At 68.3% G+C, this 4,135-nt stretch carries 2 protein-coding genes; one reads left to right on the forward strand and one right to left on the reverse strand.

The window, feature by feature from the left end:
• Nucleotides 1-60: 60 nt before the first annotated feature.
• Nucleotides 61-3,390, reverse strand: a complete 3,330-nt coding sequence (locus Pth03_RS12295) for a S8 family serine peptidase (protein ID WP_275413088.1) — start codon at nucleotides 3,388-3,390, stop codon at nucleotides 61-63.
• A gap of 250 nt (nucleotides 3,391-3,640) precedes the next feature.
• Here Pth03_RS12295 and Pth03_RS12300 point away from each other — a divergent pair, with 250 nt between their 5' ends.
• Nucleotides 3,641-3,892, forward strand: coding sequence for a Smr/MutS family protein (locus Pth03_RS12300; protein ID WP_203944347.1), 252 nt, complete (start codon nucleotides 3,641-3,643; stop codon nucleotides 3,890-3,892).
• Nucleotides 3,893-4,135: the final 243 nt, after the last annotated feature.

The following is a 4,135-nucleotide window of genomic DNA, read 5'->3' on the forward strand; positions in this document are numbered from 1 at the left end:
TGAATGACCGGGGCCCGGCGGCGTCGCGCCGCCGGGCCCCCGCCTGTTCCGCCTTCCGGGTCAGTTGACGGTGATCTTGTCGACCTCGACCGTGATGCCCTTCACCTGATCGGTGGAGGTGGCGGTCGTGACGGTGCCGGTGCCCTTGGAGGCGCCCTTCACCGTGTAGGAGTACGTGAGCGTGCCTCCCGGAGCGCCCGGCGTGCTGGCGATCCGGTAGTCCTGCGTGGGCGGCCCGCTGATCTGGCTGCCCGCGGTGCCGTCGGAGTTCTCCGCGCCGACCGTGAGGCCGTAGGCGGCGCCGGGGTCACCGGGCAGGTTCGCGGGGTCGTAGGCGTAGGTGATGTCCTCGACGCCGTTGAGCCCGATCCACTGCTGGAACACCTTCATGTCGTTCGTGCCGAACAGGTTGACGTGCCATTCGAGCACGAGCCAGCGGTTGACCCCGTCGGTCAGCGAGCCCGCGTACACGCCGGGCGCGCCTGTGCCGTCAAGGTCGGTCCAGTACGGTGCGAGCACGTTGTTCGGCGGGCCGGGGTTCGGCAGCGTCTGGGGTGTGAACGAGACGTCGGCCTGCCCGGTCGTGCCTCCGGGGACCGCGTAGCCGTTGGAGACGACGCCGATCCTCGTGTACGTGCGGCCCGCGAAGGTGAAGGCCGGCACATTCAGGTTCACCGCCTCCTCGTCGCCGAGGGGAAGCGGCGCGAAGCCGAAGACGGACAGCGGCAGCCATCCGCCCGCCGGGTTGGTTCCCGGCGCGATGACGGGACGGTCGGGCTGCTTGCCCGCGAGCGTGGTCTTGGCGGTCACGATCTGGGAGCCGACCTGGGTCGCCCCGGTGACGCCGGTGAGCCGCAGCTTGTCGTTGAGCGTGCTGAGCGCGGTGACCTCGGTGTCGTCGAGCGTGGTGTTCTGCACGGTCACCGTGCAGGTCGACTGGCCGGAGTTCCTGGCGATCGTGGACGGCGTGCAGGTCTGGTCGATCGGCACCACGCCCTCCTGGCGGAAGAACGCCACCGGAAGGTGCTGCTGGCGGCTGCCGCCGACCTGCTTGAGGTTCACCTGGCCGAAGTACTGCCCGTCCGGCAGGTCGGGCGCGGTGATCACAATGCTGATCTTGACGCTCTTGCCGGGCTTCACGGTGAACAGCGGCGGCAGCACCGTGATGTTCGCGCCGCTGACCGTGCTGCCCGTCGCGGTGTAGACGAGGGTCTTGTTCGTCGCGTTGACGAGCGTGCGCTTGGCCGTGATCACGCCCGGCATGACGGGCGCGTTCACCGACGGCAGGTTCAGGTCGATCCGGTTGAGCGGGTCGTTCGCCGAGGCGCTGAAGGCGTCAGCGGTTTCGTCGAGGGTCAGGCCCGCGTCACCGGCCTTGGTCAGATCGATGCGGCCGCCGCCGTAGTCGAACGGGTCGGCCGGCGTCGTGCGGTCCTGCTTGGTGACCTTCGTCGTGGCGGTGGTCTCCAGGGCGGACTTGACTTGGCCGGGCGTCCACGTCGGATGGAGCGCGAACAGGAGTGCGCCGGCCCCCGCGACGTGCGGCGACGACATAGACGTGCCCGCGATGACCTGGTAGAGGTTGCCCGGGGGGCCCTCAAGAGGAGACTCGGGCGTCGGGGTCTGGCCGGCGAGGATGTGGAGACCCGGAGCGGTCACGTCGGGCTTGAGGAAGTCGCCGCCCGGTCCACGGGAGGAGAACGTGGTGATCGCGTCGCCCTGCCAGGTGGCCTTCTGGCCCTGGGTGAAGCTCGCCGTGGCGCCCGGGTGGGAGCTCAGCCACGACAGCAGGACGTCGGTCTCCGGCTTGTCGATGTGCACGGCCGGCAGCCAGTGGTTGTCGGTCATGATGTCGGCCGGGCTCGAGTTGTAAAGGATCATGCCAGCCGCGCCGCCCTGCTTGACCGCGAAACCCTTCAGGACCCGGTTGGGGCCACGCTCACACGCGACGATCTTGCCCGTGAACAGGCCGGGGGGCGGGGGGTTCACGCACAGCGGGTCGCTGTACGGCGGAGCCGACGCGAGCACCACGGGAACGGGAGCGGCGACACCGCCGGTGATCGAGGCGCCCTTGATTGTGGGGCCGCCGGTCAGGGTGATCGTCGACTGGAACGTCCGCGACTGGGTGGAGGCCGCGACCGTCGTGACCCACGGGCCCCGGTGGTCCGTCGTGGCCGCGCCGGGGCCGGAGTTGCCCGCCGAGGCCGAGACGAACACGCCGGCCGCGTACGCGTCGAGGAAGGCCAGCTCGACCGGGTCGCTGTAGGGGTCCGAGCCGCCCGAGATCGAATAGTTGATCACGCGCACGCCGTCGGAGATGGCCTGCGCGATCGCGGCGACGGTGTCGGTCTGGTAGCAGCCTTCCGCGCCGCAGACCTTGTAGACGGCCACGTGCGCGGCGGGGGCGATGCCCTGGATCGCACCCCGGTCGATGCCGAGCGGATTGGCATGGGCGACGGGGCCGCCGGCCGAGGTCGTCGCGGTGTGCGTGCCGTGGCCGTTGGAGTCGCGTGCGCTGTCGGGGTACATCTCACCGCCGACCACCGCGTTGTAGGTCTCCAGGAACGGCTGGCCGGAGATCAGCTTGTGGTTGCACACGAAGACGTCGGAGGCCGGTGTCAGCGGGTTGTCGCCGAAGTCGCAGGTGCGCGGGGTGCCGTCGGCCTTGGCCGGGGGAGCGGGGAGCGTTCCAGGGTCGGCGAAGGAGGGGTGCTCCGGCCATGCGCCCGAGTCGAGCACGCCGACGATGACGCCCTTGCCCGACGACTTCGAGCCGCCGAGCTGCTTGTAGATCGTGTTGGCCCCGATGAACTCGCCGCTGGAGTCGGTGAGCGGATGCTCCAGCGTGTCCTGCTGCACGGCCGCGACGCCGGGGAGCTTCAGCAGGCCGGCCGCCTTGTTGGCCGGGAGAGTGAGCGCCACGCCGCCGTAGACCGTACGGAGTTTCCGCCCGACCTTCGCACCGGCGGCCGTCTTGCCGAGCTCGCTCAGGAAGGCGCTCTCGATGCCCTCGATGTGCTTGGTGTATTTGGCGGCTTCGGCGCTCTTGAGGTCGAGCGCCTTTTTGGTCGCCGACGGGCTGGTGGCGGGGAGCCCCGGCAGGCCGCCCTTGTAGGCCGCGAGCGCGTCGTAGTCGAGCTTGACCACGACGTTGGCAGGCGCAGCCGACCGCGACGCGAGCAGTGCCTCGTCGCTTTCGGCCAGCCTGCCGCTGGGCGACTTGGCGCCCTGAACGTACTCCCCTCCGGTGACGGGTGTAGCGCTCCAATTCCGCGGGGGAGTGGGGGTCGGATCCGCCGCGGCGGAACCTGAGGGGATCATCGCGGCGATGAGACCGAAACCGGCCACGACCGCGCTCGCGCGTAAGTAGGGCGAGGTCTTCCTGGACACGAAACCTCCCTGTAGGGCTCCGGCCGCTCGAGGCGCGCGCGGGCATGGAGGAGTCGTGCCGCCCACAAGGCATGGGGAAGGCCGGCCCCTCCCCGGCGGGCGACGAGCGAACGGCCACCCGGGTGGGTGGCCGAACCTGACAGGGAGTCTAACTAACGATCATTTTTCCGGCTAGATCGTTCTTTGCGTGAATTTTATGTGTTGTGCGGTATCGGGGAGGCTGGGTGAAAGGCCGTTTAGACTCGACGCCGTGAAGCTGAAGCTGGATCTTCATGACATCTACAACAGGGGCGACGAGATCGACCGCGCGCTTCGCGGGATCATTCAGGAGGCCGTACAGAAGAAGGCCAGCCAGGTGGAGATCATCCCCGGCAAGGGTTCGGGGCAGCTGAAGAAGAAGGTGCTGCGTTTCCTTGAGCAGAAGGAGATCAAGGCCCTTTATCACCGGATCGACAAAGACGCCAAGAACCACGGTCGCCTGTTCGTCTACTTCCGCTGGTAGCCCCTGTGTATTGCCGCTGCTGACTCCCCCCCTTGCGCGTGATCATGACCCTGGGGCGTGATCATGACCCTGGGGCGTGATCATGCAGAAGTTCGGCGGATGGGTGGCTGAGGTGCGCAAACCCAAGCCGTGATCATGCAGAAGTTCGGTCGGTGGGTGCTTGAACTGCGGAAACGCAGCTCGTGATCATGCAGAAGTTCGCGAAGATGCCAGGTGGCCTGGCGTGATTCAGGGCGTGATCAT

The sequence above is a fragment of the Planotetraspora thailandica genome (assembly GCF_016863335.1).
GTDB classification, from domain to species: domain Bacteria; phylum Actinomycetota; class Actinomycetes; order Streptosporangiales; family Streptosporangiaceae; genus Planotetraspora; species Planotetraspora thailandica.